At 71.2% G+C, this 16,152-nt stretch carries 19 protein-coding genes, 1 tRNA gene and 1 pseudogene; 8 read left to right on the forward strand and 13 right to left on the reverse strand.

All coding sequences use genetic code 11. From position 1 onward, the window contains the following. Window positions 1-123: 123 nt before the first annotated feature. Window positions 124-606, reverse strand: coding sequence for a RidA family protein (locus tag ABD299_RS19280; RefSeq protein ID WP_344264091.1), 483 nt, complete (start codon window positions 604-606; stop codon window positions 124-126). Continuing rightward, window positions 603-761: a Sp36 family protein gene (sp36, locus tag ABD299_RS19285; RefSeq protein ID WP_344264093.1), complete on the reverse strand. Its 159-nt coding sequence runs from the start codon at window positions 759-761 to the stop codon at window positions 603-605. The genes ABD299_RS19280 and sp36 overlap by 4 nt, the downstream gene beginning before the upstream one ends. A gap of 101 nt (window positions 762-862) precedes the next feature. Here sp36 and bagA point away from each other — a divergent pair, with 101 nt between their 5' ends. Both bagA and bagB read left to right on the forward strand, forming a co-directional pair. Further along, the gene (gene bagA, locus ABD299_RS19290; RefSeq protein WP_344264095.1) at window positions 863-1,816 is read left to right on the forward strand and encodes an ATPase BagA; all 954 of its coding nucleotides are present in this window, start codon (window positions 863-865) and stop codon (window positions 1,814-1,816) included. A gap of 20 nt (window positions 1,817-1,836) precedes the next feature. Then, window positions 1,837-3,069: an ATPase BagB gene (gene bagB / locus ABD299_RS19295; RefSeq protein WP_344264097.1), complete on the forward strand. Its 1,233-nt coding sequence runs from the start codon at window positions 1,837-1,839 to the stop codon at window positions 3,067-3,069. Window positions 3,070-3,121: 52 nt separating this feature from the next. Here the strand turns inward: bagB and ABD299_RS19300 are convergent, their stop codons facing one another. Further along, a complete protein-coding gene (locus ABD299_RS19300; protein ID WP_344264099.1) occupies window positions 3,122-3,475 on the reverse strand; it encodes a WhiB family transcriptional regulator in 354 nt (117 codons plus the stop codon). Window positions 3,476-3,868: 393 nt separating this feature from the next. On the opposite strand from ABD299_RS19300, the gene ABD299_RS19305 reads away from it, so the two are divergent. Then, on the forward strand, window positions 3,869-6,130 hold the full coding sequence (locus ABD299_RS19305) for a transglycosylase domain-containing protein (RefSeq protein ID WP_344264101.1): 2,262 nt from the start codon (window positions 3,869-3,871) through the stop codon (window positions 6,128-6,130). 100 nt (window positions 6,131-6,230) lie between these two features. On the opposite strand, the gene ABD299_RS19310 is transcribed toward ABD299_RS19305, so the two are convergent. From ABD299_RS19310 to ABD299_RS19320, 3 genes are all read right to left on the reverse strand, one after another. Then, a complete protein-coding gene (locus tag ABD299_RS19310; RefSeq protein WP_344264103.1) occupies window positions 6,231-6,458 on the reverse strand; it encodes a hypothetical protein in 228 nt (75 codons plus the stop codon). A 175-nt stretch (window positions 6,459-6,633) separates the two neighbouring features. Beyond that, on the reverse strand, window positions 6,634-7,089 hold the full coding sequence (locus ABD299_RS19315; RefSeq protein ID WP_344264105.1) for a GatB/YqeY domain-containing protein: 456 nt from the start codon (window positions 7,087-7,089) through the stop codon (window positions 6,634-6,636). Window positions 7,090-7,152: 63 nt separating this feature from the next. Then, complete coding sequence (locus tag ABD299_RS19320) at window positions 7,153-7,722, reverse strand: antibiotic biosynthesis monooxygenase (RefSeq protein ID WP_344264107.1); 570 nt, start codon at window positions 7,720-7,722, stop codon at window positions 7,153-7,155. Window positions 7,723-7,782: 60 nt separating this feature from the next. Between ABD299_RS19320 and ABD299_RS19325 the strand changes: the two genes are divergently transcribed. Further along, window positions 7,783-8,709, forward strand: coding sequence for a metallophosphoesterase (locus ABD299_RS19325; protein ID WP_344264109.1), 927 nt, complete (start codon window positions 7,783-7,785; stop codon window positions 8,707-8,709). A 44-nt stretch (window positions 8,710-8,753) separates the two neighbouring features. Further along, a tRNA-Pro gene (locus ABD299_RS19330) sits at window positions 8,754-8,827 on the forward strand. 104 nt (window positions 8,828-8,931) lie between these two features. Here ABD299_RS19330 and ABD299_RS25240 read toward each other — a convergent pair. Both ABD299_RS25240 and ABD299_RS19340 read right to left on the reverse strand, forming a co-directional pair. Continuing rightward, a pseudogene (locus ABD299_RS25240) lies at window positions 8,932-9,190 on the reverse strand (LacI family transcriptional regulator); the annotation flags it as partial. A 154-nt stretch (window positions 9,191-9,344) separates the two neighbouring features. Next, the gene (locus ABD299_RS19340) at window positions 9,345-10,010 is read right to left on the reverse strand and encodes an HAD family hydrolase (RefSeq protein WP_344264111.1); all 666 of its coding nucleotides are present in this window, start codon (window positions 10,008-10,010) and stop codon (window positions 9,345-9,347) included. 198 nt (window positions 10,011-10,208) lie between these two features. On the opposite strand from ABD299_RS19340, the gene ABD299_RS19345 reads away from it, so the two are divergent. After that, entirely contained in the window at window positions 10,209-10,877 is a 669-nt protein-coding gene (locus ABD299_RS19345; RefSeq protein WP_344264113.1) for a helix-turn-helix domain-containing protein, read from the forward strand. Between the two features lie 259 nt (window positions 10,878-11,136). Here ABD299_RS19345 and ABD299_RS19350 read toward each other — a convergent pair whose 3' ends face one another. Genes ABD299_RS19350 through ABD299_RS19370 form a run of 5 tightly spaced genes read right to left on the reverse strand, consistent with a single transcriptional unit; the run spans window position 11,137 to window position 14,195 of the window. Next, complete coding sequence (locus ABD299_RS19350; protein WP_344264115.1) at window positions 11,137-11,679, reverse strand: NUDIX hydrolase; 543 nt, start codon at window positions 11,677-11,679, stop codon at window positions 11,137-11,139. 5 nt (window positions 11,680-11,684) lie between these two features. After that, the gene (locus ABD299_RS19355; protein WP_344264117.1) at window positions 11,685-12,806 is read right to left on the reverse strand and encodes an adenosylhomocysteinase; all 1,122 of its coding nucleotides are present in this window, start codon (window positions 12,804-12,806) and stop codon (window positions 11,685-11,687) included. 51 nt (window positions 12,807-12,857) lie between these two features. Beyond that, window positions 12,858-13,334 (reverse strand): hypothetical protein, encoded by a 477-nt coding sequence (locus ABD299_RS19360; protein WP_344264119.1) that lies wholly within the window; start codon window positions 13,332-13,334, stop codon window positions 12,858-12,860. Then, a complete protein-coding gene (locus tag ABD299_RS19365; protein WP_344264121.1) occupies window positions 13,328-13,750 on the reverse strand; it encodes an ATP-binding protein in 423 nt (140 codons plus the stop codon). Before ABD299_RS19365 ends, ABD299_RS19360 begins: the two co-directional genes overlap by 7 nt. 7 nt (window positions 13,751-13,757) lie before the next feature. After that, window positions 13,758-14,195 carry a hypothetical protein gene (locus ABD299_RS19370; RefSeq protein ID WP_344264123.1) on the reverse strand — a complete coding sequence of 146 codons (438 nt, stop codon included), beginning with the start codon at window positions 14,193-14,195 and terminating at the stop codon, window positions 13,758-13,760. Between the two features lie 154 nt (window positions 14,196-14,349). Here ABD299_RS19370 and ABD299_RS19375 point away from each other — a divergent pair, with 154 nt between their 5' ends. Beyond that, entirely contained in the window at window positions 14,350-15,453 is a 1,104-nt protein-coding gene (locus ABD299_RS19375) for a helix-turn-helix domain-containing protein (RefSeq protein WP_344264125.1), read from the forward strand. Between the two features lie 16 nt (window positions 15,454-15,469). Further along, complete coding sequence (locus ABD299_RS19380) at window positions 15,470-16,135, forward strand: YdcF family protein (RefSeq protein ID WP_344264127.1); 666 nt, start codon at window positions 15,470-15,472, stop codon at window positions 16,133-16,135. Window positions 16,136-16,152: the final 17 nt, after the last annotated feature.

Genomic DNA, 16,152 nt, shown 5'->3' on the forward strand with positions numbered 1-16,152 from the left:
GGCGGGCACCCGCCGCGCGCGCCGGCGCGGGCGCCGGCCCGCCGCACCCCGGCCCGCGGACGGGTCGTGCTGCGGTGCTGACGCGACGCCCGCGCGCCGCACACCTCTCGGCCGTGCGCCGGGCTAATCCGTCAGCGATGACTCGGTCAGTTCTACCTGAATCTCCACCTCGACGGGCGCGTCGATCGGCAGCACCGCCACGCCCACCGCGCTGCGCGCGTGGATCCCGGCCGCGCCGAGCACCTCGCCGAGCAGCTCGCTGGCGCCGTTGAGGACGCCCGGCTGCCCGGTGAAGTCGGGCGCGGAGGCCACGAATCCGGTCACCTTGACCACCCGCACGATCCGGTCCAGGTCGTTGGTCACGGACTTCACCGCCGCCAGCGCGTTCAGCGCGCAGATCCGGGCCAGGTCCTTCGCCTCCTCCGGCGAGACCTCCGCACCGACCTTGCCGGTCACCGGCAGCCGACCGTCCACCAGCGGAAGCTGGCCCGCGGTCTGCACCCAGCGGCCGCCGGTCACCACCGCCGGCACGTAGGACGCCAGCGGCGGCACCACGTCGGGCAGCGTCAGGCCCAGCTCGGCCAGCCGCGCCTCGACGGCGCTCACTGCGGCTTCTCCCGCTTGAAGTAAGCCACCAGCTGTTCGGTGTTCGGGCCCGGCACCACCTGCACGAGCTCCCACCCGTCCTCGCCCCAGGTGTCCAGGATCTGCTTGGTCGCGTGCACGAGCAGCGGCGCGGTCGCGTATTCCCACTTCTTCATGGCCCCGACTCTAATCCCTCCCGGGCGGCTTCCCCCGCCGTCACGGGCACCCGCCCCCGCCTCACCGCACTGAGGGCGGCGACGTTCTAGGCTCGGCGGATGTGAGCAGACTGCATGTGGTCACCGGCAAGGGCGGGACGGGCAAGACGACGGTCGCCGCCGCCCTCGCCCTCGCGCTCGCCGAGGAGGGCCGCCGCACCCTGCTGGTCGAGGTCGAGGGCCGCCAGGGCATCGCGCGGCTCTTCGAGACCGAGGCGCTGCCCTACGAGGAGCGCGTCATCGCGATCGGCCCGGGCGGCGGGGAGGTCGCGGCGCTGGCCGTGGACGCCGAACGCGCCCTGCTCGACTACCTCCAGATGTTCTACCGGCTCGGCGGCGCGGGCCGGGCGCTGCGCCGGATCGGGGCCATCGACTTCGCCACCACGCTCGCCCCCGGGCTGCGGGACGTGCTGCTGACCGGCAAGGTGTGCGAGGCGGTCCGCCGGCGGAACCGGAAGGGCGGGTGGGTCTACGACGCCGTCGTCATGGACGCCCCGCCCACCGGCCGGATCGCCCGCTTCCTCGGGGTGAACGACGAGGTGGCCGGCCTGGCCAGGGTGGGGCCGGTGCACCACCAGGCGCAGGCCGTGATGCGGGTGCTGAAGTCACCGGAGACCGCCGTGCACCTGGTGACGCTGCTGGAGGAGATGCCGGCCCAGGAGACCGCCGACGGCGTCGCGGAACTGCGGGCCGCTCGTCTCCCGGTGGGCGCCGTGGTGGTGAACATGGTGCGCCCGCCGGTTCCCGGACTGACCGGCGGCGCCCTGGCCGCCGCGGACCGCGGGGAACTGGCCGGGGTGCTGGCGGGGGCGGGACTTCCCGCGGCCGGGGAACTGGCGGGCCCCCTGCTCGCCCAGGGCGCCCGCTACGCGCACCGCACCGGGCTGGAGCGCGGCCTGCGCGCCGAACTGGACGAGCTGGGGCTGCCGGTGCGGGAGCTGCCGATGCTGGCCGGGGGCGTGGACCTCGCCGGCCTCTACCGGCTCGCGCGCCGTCTGCGCGAGCACCCGTGGTGAAGGCCGGAGGTGAGCCCCGGATGAACCCCGCGAACGGACCGGCCGGCCCGGACCCCACGGCCCGCCCGGACGACGGCGGGGAAGGGCTCGGCCCCCCGCCGGAACTGAACCTGGACCCGCTGCTCGACGACCCGGCCACCCGCATCGTCGTGTGCTGCGGGTCCGGCGGGGTGGGGAAGACCACCACCGCCGCCGCGCTCGGCCTCCGCGCCGCCGAACGGGGGCGCCGCGTCGTGGTGCTGACCATCGATCCGGCCCACCGGCTGGCCCAGTCCATGGGGCTCACCGAGCTCGACAACACCCCCCGCGAGGTGCCCGGCACCGGCACCGCGGCCGGCGGCCGGCTGCACGCCATGATGCTCGACATGAAGCGCACCTTCGACGAGATCGTCGAGGCGCACGCCGACCCCGAGCGGGCCCGCGCCATCCTGGCCAACCCCTTCTACCAGTCGCTCTCCGCGGGATTCGCCGGCACCCAGGAGTACATGGCGATGGAGAAGCTGGGGCAGCTCAGCGAGCGCGACGAGTGGGACCTCATCGTGGTCGACACGCCCCCCAGCCGCTCCGCGCTGGACTTCCTGGACGCCCCGCAGCGGCTCGGCTCGTTCCTCGACGGCCGGTTCATCCGGCTGCTGACGGCTCCCGCCAAGGCAGGCGGCCGGGCGGGCATGAAGATGGTGAACCTCTCCATGGCAGGCCTGTCGGCGGTCACCGGCGCCCTCGGCAAGCTGCTGGGCGCCGGTCTGCTGCGCGACGTGCAGACCTTCGTGGCCGCCATGGACACCATGTTCGGCGGCTTCCGCACCCGGGCGGACGCCACCTACCGGTTGCTCCAGGCGCCCGGCACGGCGTTCCTGGTGGTGGCCGCGCCGGAGCGCGACGCGCTGCGCGAGGCGGCGTACTTCGTGCGCAGGCTGGCCGCCGACCGCATGCCGCTGGCCGGCCTGGTGCTCAACCGGGTGCACGCCGCCGAGGTCTGCGGGCTGAGCGCCGAGCGCGCGCTGGCGGCGGCCGAGACGCTGGAGGCGCGCGAGGCGCACCTCCCGGCCGGTTCCGAGCCGGACACCGGCGCGCTCGCCGCCGCGCTGCTGCGCCTGCACGCGCAGGAGATGGCCCGGAGGGCGCGCGAGGAGCACACCCGCGCCGGCTTCACCGCGCTTCACCCCCGTGTGCCGGTGGCCACCGTGGAGGCCCTGCCCGGCGACGTGCACGATCTGGAAGGGCTGCGGGAGATCGGGGACCGGCTGGCCTAGCCGGCCCGGGCCCCGCCCTGCTGCCCCGCCCCGGGCGCGGGACGGCGCGCCGTCAGCCCGCGGCCGCGTAGTCGCCGGGCTCCTCGGCGGCCACCGGCAGCCCGACCCGGGCGCTGATCTGCCCCGTGCTGCGCTCGTACTCCGTCCGCGCGGTCTCCAGCAGCCGCCGCCACGAGGTGACCGTCGGCCGCCGGCGCAGCAGCGCGCGGCGCTCGCGTTCCGTCATTCCGCCCCAGACGCCGAACTCGACGCGGTTGTCGAGCGCGTCCGCCAGGCATTCGGTGCGCACCGGACACCCGGTGCACACCGCCTTGGCTCTGTTCTGAGCCGCCCCTTGTACGAACAGTTCATCCGGATCCGTCGTGCGACAGGCCGCCTGCGCACTCCAGTCGGTAACCCAGCCCATGCCGGTGCCGTCCTCTCCCGAATCGAGGCTCCCCCACGGCGGCAAGAGGCATATTCACCCTTGCCAGTTGAGGACGTTACGGAAGGTAGACGGAGCGCAACACCCCCAGGGGGCCTAATTGTGGATGGCCCGTTCGGACTATGCGCGGTCTTGTGATCACCCACCGGAGTGAGCGGAAACCCGCATTGACCTGGGGTGGAAAGGGGACGTTCCCGCGTGATCCGGGCACCGGAAGGGGCTGCTGAGCAGGGCCTGGGAGGCGCGCCGCCCCACCCCCTCATTCACCCGAAGGAGTGAGTGGCCTGTTGACGCGAAGCGGTTAATGTGACCAATGTGCGGTTCGGGCGCGGAGTCGGCTCCCCGTCCCGCGTTCGAGAACGTAGGCTGACCCCCATGGGTAGGAAGCGTCCGGGTGGCGGAGTCAGCGCGGTCCAGCAGGGAGCGAAGTTCCTCGGGGTCAGCGTGCTGTCCGGGGCGGTGCTGGCGGGACTGGCACTGCCCGCGGTCGGCTCCCTGGGGCTCGCGGCCAAGGGGACCATCGAGGGCTTCGAGGAGATCCCCGCCGAGCTGAAGCGCCCGCCGCTCAGCCAGAAGACCACGATCCTGGACGCCGAGGGCGGCAAGATCGCCGACGTCTACTTCAGGAACCGCACGGTGGTCTCCCTGGATCAGATGTCCGATCACCTCAAGAAGGCCATCGTCGCCATCGAGGACGCCCGCTTCTACGAGCACGGCGCCATCGACCTGCGAGGCGTGCTGCGCGCCCTCAACCGCAACGTCGAGGAGGGCGGCGTCTCCGAGGGCGCCTCCACCCTGACCCAGCAGTACGTGAAGAACGTCTTCGTCGAGGAGGCCGGGAACGACCAGGAGGCCTTCGCCGAGGCGACCCGGCAGACGATCGGCCGCAAGATCCGCGAGCTGAAGTACGCCATCCAGCTGGAGCAGGAGCTGAGCAAGGATCAGATCCTGGAGAACTACCTCAACATCACCTTCTTCGGCCAGCAGGCCTACGGTGTCGAGGCCGCCTCCCAGCGCTACTTCTCCAAGTCCGCCGCCGACCTCGAACTCCACGAGGCGGCGCTGCTGGCCGGCCTGGTGCAGTCGCCCACCCGGTACGACCCGACGGCCGAGGACACCAGCGTGGCCCTCCAGCGCCGCAACCAGGTCCTCGCCCGCATGGTGCGCACCGGCGACATCACCCAGGAGGAGGCCGACGAGGCCGCCTCGCGCGACCTGGACCTGAACATCTCCACCCCGCGCAACGGCTGCATCACCGCCGTCCACGACGCCGGCTTCTTCTGCGACTACGTCCGCCAGGAGTTCCTGACCAACCCGGTGTTCGGCGAGACGGCCGACGAGCGCAGGGCCATCTGGTCGCTGGGCGGCATGACCATCCGCACCACGCTCTCCCCGCAGGCCCAGGAGGCGGCCGCCTCCGCCGCGTCCTCCCGCGTCGATCCGGACGACCAGGTCGCCGCCACCGTCGTCCAGGTGGAGCCGGGCACCGGCCACATCCTCTCCATGGCGCAGAGCCGCCCCTACGGCAACGACGCCGAGCAGAACCAGACGACGATCAACCTCAACGTCTCCCGCAACATGGGCGGCACCGCCTACGGCTTCCAGCCCGGCTCGACGTTCAAGCCGATCACCGCCGCCGCCGCGCTGGAGAAGGGCATCAGCCCCGCCCAGACCTACGAGTCGGACGCCGAGATCGAACTTCCGATGCGGGACTTCTCCAACTGCGACGGGGCCCCGCTGGGCAGCAGCTCCGAGGAGATGTGGAAGCTCGCCAACGAGTCGGAGACGATGGAGGGCTCCTGGGACATGACCGACGCCCTCGGCAAGTCGGTCAACACCTACTTCGCCATGCTCCAGCAGGAGGCCGGGCTGTGCGAGACGGCCACCCTCGCCGAGAGGATGGGAGTGGAGCGCGGCGACAACGACCCGCTGGGCATCAACCCGTCGATGTCCCTCGGCGGTGAGACCATCGCACCGCTGCAGATGGCGAACGCGTACGCGACCTTCGCCGCGAGGGGCATCTACTGCAAGCCGGTCGCCATCACCGAGGTGCTCGACGCCGACGGCAACGAGCTCCCCACTCCGGACGCCGGCTGCACCCAGGTCATGTCGGAGCGGAACGCCGACACCATCAACATGATGCTGCGCGGCGTCGTCGAGGACGGCACGGGCCAGCAGGCCGGCCTCGGCGACCGCGACAACGCCGGCAAGACCGGCACCACCGACGGGCGCCAGGATGCCTGGTTCGTCGGCCACACCCCGGACATCGCCACCGCCGTCCGGGTGGGCAGCGACCGCGACCTGCTGGAGATGTACAACATCACCATCGGTGGTCAGTGGTACGAGAAGGTGACCGGTGGCGGGCTGCCCGGCCCGATCTGGAAGGAGGCCATGAACGGCGCCCTCGCCGGCGTTCCGGCCTCCAGCTTCAACGTCGTCGAGGTCCCCCGTGGCCGGACCGATGAGAAGGACGACGACGAGGACGACGACCGTCCGGGCCGGGGCGGACGCAATGCCACCTCCGGCGGTGAGTGGGGCGACTGGGGCGACTGGGACTGGGACGACCCGGACATCAGCTTCCCCCCGGACTTCCTGGGCGGCGCCACCAACGGCAACAACGGCCGCGGCCGGGACTGACCCGGCGGGGCCGGGCGGGCCCGGGCCGGGAAGAACGCCCGGAGGCAGAGCTGTGACGGCGCCCGGGCGGAGACGCCCGGGCACCGTCACATCCCCCGCGTCAGCTCTTCTCCTGCATCTCGTAGTGCGAGAGCGCGAGCCCGAGGCCGAAGAACGTCGGCGCCCACTCCCCGACAAAGATGCCCCACCGGTCGGCCCGGGCGACCCCGGCATGCTCCTTGCTCATCGACCCCGCCCATGCCAGGACCGACATGCCGATGGACACGAACGCGGCCGTATAGGCGTGCTCACTGCGCACACCCTTCTCATGCATGGCCTTGATGATCACAGAAAAACTCCCTTCAGCGGCACAACACCACAAGCCACGCTAAAGGGGCATTTCTCTTCCCGCACCTCGCGCCCGCCCCCCTTCGGCCACCCGGGGTCCTGCCGCTCCCCGGCGGACGGGCGAGCGCCTCTCCTCACCCGGCCCGGACACACCGGTGCCGCCGGGACCGGGGCACTCAGCCGGCCAGGGCCCTCTTCACCGCGGCGGCCACCCGGCCGCCCTCCGCGCGGTCGCCCACCTTCGGCTTCACGATCTTCATGACCGCGCCCATCGCCCGCGGCCCCTCCGCACCCGACTCCGCCACGGCGTCCGCGACGATCGCCTCCAGCTCCTCGTCGGAAAGCTGCGCGGGAAGGTACTCGGCGAGCACCTCGCCCTCCGCCCGTTCCCGCGCGGCCTGCTCGGTGCGCCCGCCCTTGTCGAACGCCTCCGCCGCCTCGCGGCGCTTCTTCGCCTCGCGGACGATCACCGCCTGCACCTCGTCGTCGGACAGCACACGGGCCTCGGTTCCCGCGACCTCCTCCTTGGTGATCGCGGCCAGCGTCATCCGGAGGGTGGCGGAACGCAGTTCGTCACGCGCCTTGATCGCTGCGGTCAGGTCGTCCTGCAGCCGGGACTTGAACGTGGTCATGCGCACATTCTGACAGGCCGCTCCGAGCGCCCGCCCGGCTCGGCGGCCCCGCGCCCCCGCACCTCAGCCCTGCGACGGGTACAGCCAGCGCCGCAGCCACCGGCTCAGCAGCGGCATCAGGGCGTAGGTGAGCACCGGCGGCAGCAGCACCGGGAACAGCAGCGCCCGCACCGGCGTGCTCCAGTCCTGGATGTGCGGGACGACCAGCCAGGTCAGCAGCAGACTCAGCGGATAGACCGCGACGAACGTGGTGACCGTCATCTTCCACCGAGGCGGCGGCTTCACCGCCGTGCCCGGCAACGAGAACCACGTCTCCAGGCCCGTGCCGTGCTCGATCTCGTGCGTCGCCAGCCCTTCCACGTCCCGCAGCCAGGCCGCCCGCTCGTCCGACTCCAGCCACGAGGCCAGCCGCTGGGTGTCCGAGAACCGGACCACGATGTGATACGCGCCCCCGGGCCCCGCCGGACGCAGGATCGTCGACCCCAGCGAACCGGGACGGCGCACGTTCGCCTGCGTGATCCCGTGCAGCCAGTCCTCGAACTCCTCCTCACGCCCCCGCGCGACCCGGAAGGTGAACACCACCGTGGCCGGCTCCTCCGGCAGCCGCCGGCCCACGGGCGCCTCGGTACCCATGTCCCCCATGGAACCACGACCGTGGCACGGGCGGCCTCCCACGTCTGGAACCATGGGGCCATGCGCGCACGTTACGGAGCCCCCCTCACCCTGGCCGCCCTCGGAACAGCTGCCATCGGCTACTCACTGGCCGAGACCCGCGCCTTCCGGCTGCGACGGGTGACGGTCCCGGTCCTCCCGCACGGCATGCACCCGCTGCGCGTCCTGCAGGTCTCCGACATCCACATGGTCAGCGGACAGCTCAAGAAGCAGCGCTGGCTGCGCTCCCTGGCCGGGCTCCGCCCCGACTTCGTGATCAACACCGGCGACAACCTCTCCGACCCCGAGGGCGTCCCCGAGACCCTGGACGCCCTCGAGCCGCTCATGGAGTTCCCCGGCGCCTACGTCTTCGGCTCCAACGACTACTACGCCCCCGTCCTGCGCAACCCCGCCCGCTACCTGCTGGAGCACATCACCGGCCGGCACGGCGCCAACGGCAACGCCCCCGCCGTCGGCGTCCCCCGCAACCCCTGGTGGAAGCTGCGCGACGCCTTCGACGCCGCCGGCTGGCAGGACCTCACCAACACCCGCGGCCGCCTCCAGACCGCGGGCGCCGAGATCGCCCTCACCGGCCTGGACGACCCGCACATCAAGCGCGACCGCTACGCCGAGGTCGCCGGCGGCCCCGCGCAGGACGCCGACCTCTCCCTGGCCGTCGTCCACGCCCCCTACCTGCGCGCCCTGGACGCCTTCACCGCCGACGGCTACCCGCTGATCCTGGCCGGTCACACCCACGGCGGCCAGCTGCGCGTCCCCTTCTACGGCGCCCTGGTCACCAACTGCGACCTCGACACCCGCCGGGCGTCCGGCCTGTCCGCCCACCAGGCCGAGGGTCGCCGCGCCTACCTGCACGTCTCCGCGGGCTGCGGCGCCAACCGCTACACCCCGTTCCGCTTCGCCTGCCCCCCGGAGGCCACCCTCCTCACCCTCACCGAGCGCGATACCTGATTTCGCCCACGGCCGCGAGTCGGCTAGAGTAGTCGACGTTGCAACGGGGTGTGGCGCAGCTTGGCAGCGCGCTTCGTTCGGGACGAAGAGGTCGTGGGTTCAAATCCCGCCACCCCGACTCCGCAATATCGCTCAGGGCCGGTTCCCCTCAGGGGAGACCGGCCCTGATTGCGTTCTGGGAGCCCTCTGGGTGTCAACTGGGTGTGATCTTGAAACGGCGCCTCACGCCGACAACGCGAACTCCTGCAACAGCCGATCCAGGACGGGAACAGCGGAACGCGGACACATCGCGAACCGCTCGGCGAGTGACTGGTGCCACAGCTCGGTCAGTTGCTCCATGAGCAGCGCCCGCATCGAGTCGGTGACGTGTGCGTAGCGCGCCGACTGAGCCGTCCTCGTGCCCCATCCGGTCGTCCATGAGGACCTTGGGGGTGCCCAGCTCCTCCATCACCGTTCGGTGACCGTGCCGGAGCCCGTGCCGGGGCCGTGCCCGGGCGGGACATCAGCAGCCGGATGCAGTCGTTGAGCGCATCACGGCACGCGTGATCGGTCAGTACATCCGGGAGGTCACACCGAGAGAGTACGGCTGCCCACTGACAGTGAGCGCGCTGCGAGTCACGGCGCGCGTGAGCAACCTACTTGACCAGAGCGAGGAGGCGTTCGGTGTCAGCGAGGTCGTCGAGGACGATGTCCGCACCGGCTTCGCGTAGGGCCTCAGCGGAGCTGCGGCCGGTTGCGACCGCGATGACATGGACCCCGTGTGCGTGCCCTCCCTCGACGTCCGCCGGGGTATCGCCGATGAGCACGGCGTCCGCCGATACGGTCGCCGCCCGGCGTAGCGCGAGCGCGACGAGGTCGGGTCGGAGGTCTGCGTCCTCGCCATAGGCGCCAGCCTCCCAGTCGATCCGTGAGCCTAGACCGAACACGTGGAGCTTGGTCTCTGCGACCGCGCGCACGTTGCCTGTCACCACCGTCTGCCGGGCGCCAGCGGCGTGTAGGGCCTCCAGCGCCGCAGCAGCTCCGGGAAGGGCGGCCCCCCGCTCGCGGAGTTCGCGAGCGTTGGCGACGTGCTCCTCCGACAAGGCTTGCGCGAACCGCTCGAAGTCGGCCCGAGACGTCTCCAGGCCGTGCAGCTTGGCCGTTTCGCGGAAGATCACCGATTCGGTGATGCCGTCAATAGCCGCTTGCTCTCTCATCGGCATGCCTGTCACCTGCTCAAACGCCGCAGCGGACAGGGCGCGGCCGACTCCGCGCGTCTCGATGAGGGTGTGGTCGATGTCCCACAGCAGCAGCCGAGGCATGAATGCCCCTCCTCGGGGGTTTGAAGTGAGCTGTTTCGCTTGATGGTTGCGGACCGTACCCAAGCCGCAACGCCGCGGCCTACTCTGAACGGCGAGGGGAGAGCGCATGGCTGATTCACTGCACATCGGCGCCCGGATTAGGCACTACCGGAAGAAGAACGGTAACCGGCCGCTCGCTGCGGTGCCGGGCTGTGCGGGGTGACCGAGCGGTACTTCTCGATGCTGGAGAACGGCAAGCGGACCCCCTCCGCGAAGCTCCTGGGCCGGATCGCTTCTGAGCTTGGCGTTCCCGTAGCGTCGCTCCTTTCTGAGGACGCGCCGGAGGCGCCCAAGCCGCAGCTCACTACGGCCCCGGACGTGGCGCGTGCTCTCATGAGCTACGGGTCGTCTGGCTCTGCCCCCGCCGCTGGCCCGTCGGAACTGCGGGAGCGCGTTGAGGCGGCCTGGCGGGTGTGGCAGTCGAGCGCGGAACGGTTCTCCGAGATCGAGCCCGCCCTCCCCGATTTAATCGTGGATGTCGAGAAATCCGTTCGAGCGCACCGGTTGGCGACGGACGCGACTGCCCGCCGAGACGTGCTGCGCACTGCCGCGGATCTGTACGGGCTCCTCCGGTCCTACTGTCGGCGCTCCGGCCGGCTCGACCTCGCCCTGATGGTCGCGGACCGAGCCCGACGCGCTGCCGAGGACGCGGACGATCCGATCCGGATCGCCGCCGCGAACTGGAACCTGGGGCACTGCCTTCTGTCGCAGGAAGACGGAGCGCAGGAGGCCGAGGACATCGCGCAACTCGCCGTCAGAGAGCTGGAGTCGGTCCCGGAGGCGCGCAGAACGCGGCGATGCGCGGAGCCCTCGAACTCGTCAGCGTAGTCTCGCAGGCCCAGCGCAAGAAGTGGTTCGACGCCCGCGAACGCCTCGCGCAGAAGGCGGTTCCCCTCGGGAAGCGCGCAGGCGAGTCCAACACCATGTGGACCGTCTTCGGACCAGTGAACATCGATCTCCACGCCCTGAGTATCGAGCTGCTGGCCGGCGAGAGCGCTGAAGGTCTTCGCCTCGCCGATGAGCCGTGGCCGGGGCGTGGAGGGGGCCGTCCCCGCCGGAGATCGGGGGGACGGCCGGTTGGGCAGCGTCAGCGGACAGCCTGAGCGATCCGCTGGCGGAGGACGTCGTCGCTGATGCTCTCGATCTTGCGCCAGGCGGCGTCGCAGACCTCTTCGGTCTGAAGGTTGCCGATGTCGGCGGTTGTGCGGAAGAGGAAGCGGAAGTCGAAGTGCTGGTGGGCGGGCTCGTCCTTGGCGGGGTTGGCGTCGATGGGGTGGGCGTCGATGTGGAGCGGGATCTCTCCGTGCGGGGTGACGACGTGCGGCGGGATGCCGGTCTCCTCGGCGAGCTCGCGGCCAGCGGCCTGGAGAAGGGTCCCATCGGAGGCTTCGAGGTGGCCGCCGGGCAGCAGCCACTTCTGGGTCGCGTTGTGGAGGACGTGCAGGATGCGGCTGTCGGGGCCGACGAGGATCGCGCCGGCCGTGACGTGGCCGGGCAGGGTCTTGCGGCTGGTGAGGTCGTCGCCGTCGTCGAGCAGGCCGAGGAGGACGCCGAGCTCGCGCTTGTCCTCGGGGTGTTGGTCGAGGTAGGCGGTCAGGGTGGTGCGGATGTGGTCTGCCGTGATGGCCATGGTGATCACCTGTTGAAGTAGTTGAGCCAGGTCGCCGCGATGGCGGCGCGGTCGGCCGCGGGGACCTCGTGGATCCCGGGGGCGACGTCTTTGCGGGTGAGCATCCTGATCGCGGCGAGGATCTCGGCCTGGACCAGGAAGATGAACGGCCCAACGCTGGCGCCGTGGATGAAGTTGACGGCGTTGCCGCCGTTCGCCAGATAGAAGTAGTGGCCGGTGGTCTGGTAGCGGGTGACGTGGTCTCCGACGGTGGTGCGGGTGTAGACGTCGGGGAGTCCGGCGAGGTCGAGCTCGTCCTCGCTGCTGGTGACGGTGGCGACGTAGGCGCCGTTGCGGAGGTGGGCGAAGTCCTCGCCGCGCAGGGAGATCGCGCCGGTGGCGCAGAGGACCAGGCCGGCGCCGGTCAGGGCGGCTTCCCGGTCGCGGGCGACGGTGAAACCCTGGGAGAGGGCCTGGGTGCGGCGGACGGGGTCGATGTCGAAGACGGTGACCTGGACGCCCTTGGCGTGCAGGAGCCGGGCGATCGAGCTACCGAGCTTGCCGAAGCCGATCACCAGGGCGGGCCGTCCGTGGGGGATGTCGCCGCGTCCGCGCATGACGGCCTCGGTGGAGAAGACGACGGACTGGCCGACGAGGAAGTCCTCGGGGTCTTTCAGCGGGGACCTGGCGACGGAGATGACGGGGCAGGGCAGTTTGTCGAGGTCTTCGTAGCGGCGGTGGCCGTTCTCGGTGTCCTCGATCACCCCGGTGAGGTCGCCGGTGAAGCGGCTGTGCACTTCTTCGAGGGTGGGGGCGAAGTAGCCGCCGACATCCAGCAGGGCGAGGTCCTCGCCGGCGGCCCGGGACTCCAGGTAGTCCAGGGCGGTGTCCGGGTCGGTGAACAGCTCGCGGGTGAGCGCGTCGACGGGGAGGGTGTGCTCGACCTCGCGCCGGGCGGCCGGGCTGATCGACTTGGGTTTGGGCAGCACCGCCTTGAGCGTGGTCATCGTCGCGACGGCGCGGACGAAGGAGGGCCGCTCGGGCAGCAGGTGCGTGACGAGGAAGGACGCGGTCTTCTCGTCGGGGGCGAACTGGCTGGCGATCTTGGCGAAGTAGGCGTCCAGCCGGGCGCGTTCGAAGGTTTCCATGGCAGTGACCTCTCCTGGCGAGATGCGGGCCGTGCATGAGGGCTGGTGCGTTCAGGCGGTGCGGGCGAAGCCGAACAGCAGCCGGTCGGCGGCCAGTGCGGCATCGAGGTAGGTGTCCAGCCGGGAGGCGTCCGCGGACTGCGCGAGCGGGTCCAGGCCAAGGATCAGGGCCGCGTGCCCGGCGTCGTGGACCAGCCGGGTCCAGCTGGGGTGTGTGGGCAGCCGCAGGCCCCAGCGGGCGCCGGAGAAGTGCAGCAGCACCTGGGAGCCGATGATCTTCAGGCGACCGTGCAGGTCAGGGACGGGGTCCTCGGCCCGGGCGAGGCCGCCGAGGCACTCGGCCAGGTGCCGCATCCGGGCTTCGACCACGGCGGGCGTGTCGTGGCCGGCGCGGCCGGGCGGATGGGCGAGCAGAATGTGGGCCATGTGCCGGCCGTCGGGGGTGGTGCCGGGCCAGGTCCAGGTGCTCAGCCCGGTCAGCAGCCCCGTCTCGGGGACGGCGGGGGACTGGGGGAGCCGGGTCAGCACGGCTGGACCTCCCCCTGGTGCCGGGCGGTCTTGAACAGAGTCCAGACGATCTTGCCGAACGGGCGGCGGTCCTCGACGCCCCAGCCGTCGGCGAGAGCGCTGACGATCCGCAGGCCGCGGCCGGTGGTGTCGGTGTCGGCCGGGTCGGCGATCCGGGGCTGCCGGTGGCCGCGAGGGCGGCTGTCGTGCACTTCCAGACGGACGATGCCGTCCTCGGCGTCCAGCCTCACCAGGAAACCGCGCCCGGGCTCGCTGCCGTGGGCGAGGGCATTGGAAGCCAGCTCGGAGACGCAGAGCCGGACATCATCGGCCGGGCCGTGAAGACCCCAGCCTTCCAGGGTCGTGACGGCGAACTCGCGGGCCAGCCGGACCGACTCCGGCCTCGGCTCGAAGTACTTCTGCTTCGCATCAGGCATCGGAGCCTCACGTATCGGTGTCCAGAGTGGGTGCGGGGCCGCAGCGGCTGCGGACGTGCTCAGAGGGGCCCCCGGCGGGCCCGGAGCCGGCCGGGCAGCCGTCGCGGGGCCTTCGGATCGCCAGCAGCAGGGCTCCGGCCGCGGTGATGCGGGCCTTCCGCGCGACGGCTATCGCCTTGGGGCCCAGGTGCGAGACGGCGGGCACGACGACGCCATAGACATCCGGAAGTTCCAGGACGTCCAGCAGACCGGTGAACGCGGCCGAGCCGTCGGTGTCCGCCGTGCGCTCGGTGAAGACCCCCGACAGCGTCAGCTCGTGCTGGAGGCAGTACTCGGCCAGGGAGCCGTGCAGTGCCTCCTGGCGGGCGGCGGAGACCCGCACCAGCCGCAGAAAGCCGTAGACAACCGGGCCGCGGACGCCGCGATGCTCGGTGAGGGGTTCCATTGTCGTGACCATCCAGAAGTCCGGGTAACGGGTGTCACCGATCAGCCTGGCTCGGCACCAACCTCCGGCCAATGACCACCTGTTGCACTTCCGTGGCACTTCCGTCTCCCGGCCGTCCTTCCCGTGCTTCGATGAAGCGGGAAGGGAGCGACGCGTGGCGACCGTGCACCACTGGACCGGGCTGGAGGCCAAGGCTCTGCGGCTCGCGCTGCGGCTGAGCGTGAGGGCGTTCGCCGAGCATCTCGGCGTGGCGGTGAGGACCGTCTCCAAGTGGGAGAAGCAGCTGGCCGCCACGGAGCCCCGCCAGGACACCCAGGCCATCTTGGACACCGCGCTGGGTCGCGCGGACGCCGCGGCCCACCTGCGGTTCGAGACGTTCCTGTCCGAAACCGGAGCGGCCAGCGCTGCTGGGGGTGTCCGCCGGGTCACTCCCAGCGGGCCGCTGACCTGGGAGTACGAAACGTGGACAGATGATCTGGACCGGGCCGTGGTGGCTCTGTCCCGGCAGGACTTCCCCTTCGCGGACAGGCTGATCAGCCGGTGGACGATCCGGTTCAAGCCCTCCGCGCTGGACGACAGGGGCCTGTATCTCCTCGCCCGCTCGACCGCACTGCTGGGCGACCTCCGGCGCGACAAGGGGGCCGTGATCGGCCCGCTGTCGGCCCAGCACTCCTATGCCGCTGCCCGGTCACTGTTCACCCAGCTCGGCATCCCCCGCCGCGTCGCCCAGCTCGACCTCTCCCTCGCCGTGGTGACCGAGATGACCGGGAGACTGGAGGTCGCCGCCCGCCAGTACGAACACCTCGCGGTCGACGACCGGCTCTCCCGGCGTGACCGGGCCCGGGCCCGCCTGTGGGTGGGCACCGCCCTGAGCAAGGATGGCAACCACGACTACGCGAGTCGCGTCATGACCACCGCGACCCGGGAGTTCGAAGACCTCTCCGAACCCGAGGACTGGTCGGTGGCCCACCAGAAACTCGCCTTGGCCCACCGGGGCGCCGGTGACCTGGCCTCCGCCCTGCACTTCATCACCGTCGCCCGCAACACCGCCTCCACGGACGCGCCGATGCAGCGGGTCCGCCTCGACACCGCCCACGGACACATCCTGCTGACCGACCCCGCGACCCGCGATGATGGCCTTCACGTCCTCGACCAGGCCGCGAGGGTGGCCGAACGTTTCCACCTGAGCCATCAGCTCGCCAGCATCGAGAACATCAAGGCCATGAGCGAGGGACCAGCCGGCCCCCGGCGACGGTGACCAGGGAGAAGACCACGTGACCGAAAACCAGCAGACGATCAGCGAGGACCAGTGGCGCAAGGCCAAGCTGATCTGGGACTACCACCAGATGGGCCACGACCTGGCCCCGGCCGACGCCGCTATCGGGCTGGGCAGCCACGACCTCGGGGTCGCCACGGCCACCGCCGAGCTCTACCACGCCGGTCTCTTCCCGACCGTGGTGTTCACCGGCGGCAACAGCCCCACCACCCGAGCCCGCTTCCCCAGGGGTGAGGCCGTCCACTTCCGCGAGCACGCCATCGAGCTCGGCGTCCCCGCCGAGGCGATCCTGCTGGAGCCGAACGCGGCGAACACCGGACAGAACATCACTCTCTCCCGTGACGTTCTCGCCGGTGCCGGCATCACCCCGACCACAGTGCTGCTGGTCTCCAAGCCCTATATGGAGCGGCGATCGTTCGCCACCGCCCGCAAGCTGTGGCCCGAGGTGGAAGTGCTGTGCGCATCGGAGCCGCTGGAGCTGGACGACTACCTCAAGAGCATCGGCGACGCCAAGCTCGTCCTGGACATGCTCGTCGGTGACCTCCAGCGGGTGGTCGAGTATCCCAAGCTCGGCTTCGCCATCGCCCAGGATGTCCCGGAGGACGTGCATGACGCATACGAGTCCCTCATCCGCGACGGCTTCACCAGCCGCCTCATCTCCTGAGACCGCCCCCGGCAGGC

This window comes from Streptomyces sodiiphilus (assembly GCF_039529215.1).
Taxonomy (GTDB): domain Bacteria; phylum Actinomycetota; class Actinomycetes; order Streptomycetales; family Streptomycetaceae; genus Streptomyces; species Streptomyces sodiiphilus.